The 3,356-nt window shown below is 51.1% G+C and carries 2 tRNA genes and 1 rRNA gene; all 3 read left to right on the top strand.

The annotated features are described in order from the left end of the window. The first annotated feature begins 7 nt into the window (after positions 1-7). The 3 genes from H0Z09_RS27150 (at position 8) to H0Z09_RS27140 (ending at position 3,330) form a co-directional block, all read left to right on the top strand. Positions 8-84 (top strand) — tRNA-Ile (locus H0Z09_RS27150). Between the two features lie 30 nt (positions 85-114). Next, a tRNA-Ala gene (locus tag H0Z09_RS27145) sits at positions 115-190 on the top strand. Between the two features lie 248 nt (positions 191-438). Continuing rightward, positions 439-3,330 (top strand): 23S ribosomal RNA (locus H0Z09_RS27140). The last annotated feature ends 26 nt before the right edge of the window (positions 3,331-3,356 follow it).

The following is a 3,356-nucleotide window of genomic DNA, read 5'->3' as shown; positions in this document are numbered from 1 at the left end:
CGAAATTGGGTCTGTAGCTCAGTTGGTTAGAGCGCACCCCTGATAAGGGTGAGGTCGGCAGTTCGAATCTGCCCAGACCCACCAATTTTGTGTGGGAAACGCCTGTAGAAATACGGGGCCATAGCTCAGCTGGGAGAGCGCCTGCCTTGCACGCAGGAGGTCAACGGTTCGATCCCGTTTGGCTCCACCACTACTGCTTCTGACGTTATGAAAGCTTAGAAATGAGCATTCCATCCTGGTGATGGTGAATGTTGATTTCTAGTCTTTGATTAGATCGTTCTTTAAAAATTTGGGTATGTGATAGAAAGATAGACTGAACGTTACTTTCACTGGTAACGGCTCAGGCTAAGGTAAAATTTGTGAGTTCTCTTAAACGAGAAATTCGAATTTTCGGCGAATGTTGTCTTCACAGTATAACCAGATTGCTTGGGGTTATATGGTCAAGTGAAGAAGCGCATACGGTGGATGCCTTGGCAGTCAGAGGCGATGAAAGACGTGGTAGCCTGCGAAAAGCTTCGGGGAGTCGGCAAACAGACTTTGATCCGGAGATGTCTGAATGGGGGAACCCAGCCATCATAAGATGGTTACCTTACACTGAATACATAGGTGTATGGAGCGAACCAGGGGAACTGAAACATCTAAGTACCCTGAGGAAAAGAAATCAACCGAGATTCCCTTAGTAGTGGCGAGCGAACGGGGACTAGCCCTTAAGTGGCTTTGAGATTAGCGGAACGCTCTGGAAAGTGCGGCCATAGTGGGTGATAGCCCTGTACGCGAAAATCTCTTAGTCATGAAATCGAGTAGGACGGAGCACGAGAAACTTTGTCTGAATATGGGGGGACCATCCTCCAAGGCTAAATACTACTGACTGACCGATAGTGAACTAGTACCGTGAGGGAAAGGCGAAAAGAACCCCGGAGAGGGGAGTGAAATAGATCCTGAAACCGTATGCGTACAAGCAGTGGGAGCCCACTTTGTTGGGTGACTGCGTACCTTTTGTATAATGGGTCAGCGACTTATTTTCAGTGGCGAGCTTAACCGAATAGGGGAGGCGTAGCGAAAGCGAGTCTTAATAGGGCGTCTAGTCGCTGGGAATAGACCCGAAACCGGGCGATCTATCCATGGGCAGGTTGAAGGTTGGGTAACACTAACTGGAGGACCGAACCGACTACCGTTGAAAAGTTAGCGGATGACCTGTGGATCGGAGTGAAAGGCTAATCAAGCTCGGAGATAGCTGGTTCTCCTCGAAAGCTATTTAGGTAGCGCCTCATGTATCACTGTAGGGGGTAGAGCACTGTTTCGGCTAGGGGGTCATCCCGACTTACCAAACCGATGCAAACTCCGAATACCTACAAGTGCCGAGCATGGGAGACACACGGCGGGTGCTAACGTCCGTCGTGAAAAGGGAAACAACCCAGACCGTCAGCTAAGGTCCCAAAGTTATGGTTAAGTGGGAAACGATGTGGGAAGGCTTAGACAGCTAGGAGGTTGGCTTAGAAGCAGCCACCCTTTAAAGAAAGCGTAATAGCTCACTAGTCGAGTCGGCCTGCGCGGAAGATGTAACGGGGCTCAAACCATACACCGAAGCTACGGGTATCACGTAAGTGATGCGGTAGAGGAGCGTTCTGTAAGCCTGTGAAGGTGAGTTGAGAAGCTTGCTGGAGGTATCAGAAGTGCGAATGCTGACATGAGTAACGACAATGGGTGTGAAAAACACCCACGCCGAAAGACCAAGGTTTCCTGCGCAACGTTAATCGACGCAGGGTTAGTCGGTCCCTAAGGCGAGGCTGAAAAGCGTAGTCGATGGAAAACAGGTTAATATTCCTGTACTTCTGGTTATTGCGATGGAGGGACGGAGAAGGCTAGGCCAGCTTGGCGTTGGTTGTCCAAGTTTAAGGTGGTAGGCTGAGATCTTAGGTAAATCCGGGATCTTAAGGCCGAGAGCTGATGACGAGTCGTCTTTTAGACGACGAAGTGGTTGATGCCATGCTTCCAAGAAAAGCTTCTAAGCTTCAGGTAACCAGGAACCGTACCCCAAACCGACACAGGTGGTTGGGTAGAGAATACCAAGGCGCTTGAGAGAACTCGGGTGAAGGAACTAGGCAAAATGGCACCGTAACTTCGGGAGAAGGTGCGCCGGTGAGGGTGAAGGACTTGCTCCGTAAGCTCATGCCGGTCGAAGATACCAGGCCGCTGCGACTGTTTATTAAAAACACAGCACTCTGCAAACACGAAAGTGGACGTATAGGGTGTGACGCCTGCCCGGTGCCGGAAGGTTAATTGATGGGGTTAGCTAACGCGAAGCTCTTGATCGAAGCCCCGGTAAACGGCGGCCGTAACTATAACGGTCCTAAGGTAGCGAAATTCCTTGTCGGGTAAGTTCCGACCTGCACGAATGGCGTAACGATGGCGGCGCTGTCTCCACCCGAGACTCAGTGAAATTGAAATCGCTGTGAAGATGCAGTGTATCCGCGGCTAGACGGAAAGACCCCGTGAACCTTTACTATAGCTTTGCACTGGACTTTGAATTTGCTTGTGTAGGATAGGTGGGAGGCTTTGAAGCGTGGACGCCAGTTCGCGTGGAGCCAACCTTGAAATACCACCCTGGCAACTTTGAGGTTCTAACTCAGGTCCGTTATCCGGATCGAGGACAGTGTATGGTGGGTAGTTTGACTGGGGCGGTCTCCTCCTAAAGAGTAACGGAGGAGTACGAAGGTGCGCTCAGACCGGTCGGAAATCGGTCGTAGAGTATAAAGGCAAAAGCGCGCTTGACTGCGAGACAGACACGTCGAGCAGGTACGAAAGTAGGTCTTAGTGATCCGGTGGTTCTGTATGGAAGGGCCATCGCTCAACGGATAAAAGGTACTCCGGGGATAACAGGCTGATACCGCCCAAGAGTTCATATCGACGGCGGTGTTTGGCACCTCGATGTCGGCTCATCACATCCTGGGGCTGAAGCCGGTCCCAAGGGTATGGCTGTTCGCCATTTAAAGTGGTACGCGAGCTGGGTTTAGAACGTCGTGAGACAGTTCGGTCCCTATCTGCCGTGGACGTTTGAGATTTGAGAGGGGCTGCTCCTAGTACGAGAGGACCGGAGTGGACGAACCTCTGGTGTTCCGGTTGTCACGCCAGTGGCATTGCCGGGTAGCTATGTTCGGAATAGATAACCGCTGAAAGCATCTAAGCGGGAAACTAGCCTCAAGATGAGATCTCACTGGAACCTTGAGTTCCCTGAAGGGCCGTCGAAGACTACGACGTTGATAGGTTGGGTGTGTAAGCGCTGTGAGGCGTTGAGCTAACCAATACTAATTGCCCGTGAGGCTTGACCATATAACACCCAAGCAATTTGACTACTC

Source organism: Pseudomonas sp. SWRI18 (assembly GCF_014268345.1).
Classification (GTDB): Bacteria; Pseudomonadota; Gammaproteobacteria; order Pseudomonadales; family Pseudomonadaceae; genus Aquipseudomonas; species Aquipseudomonas cedrina.
Note: the sequence above shows the minus strand (reverse complement) of the source record. Positions and strands in the feature narration are given on the sequence as shown.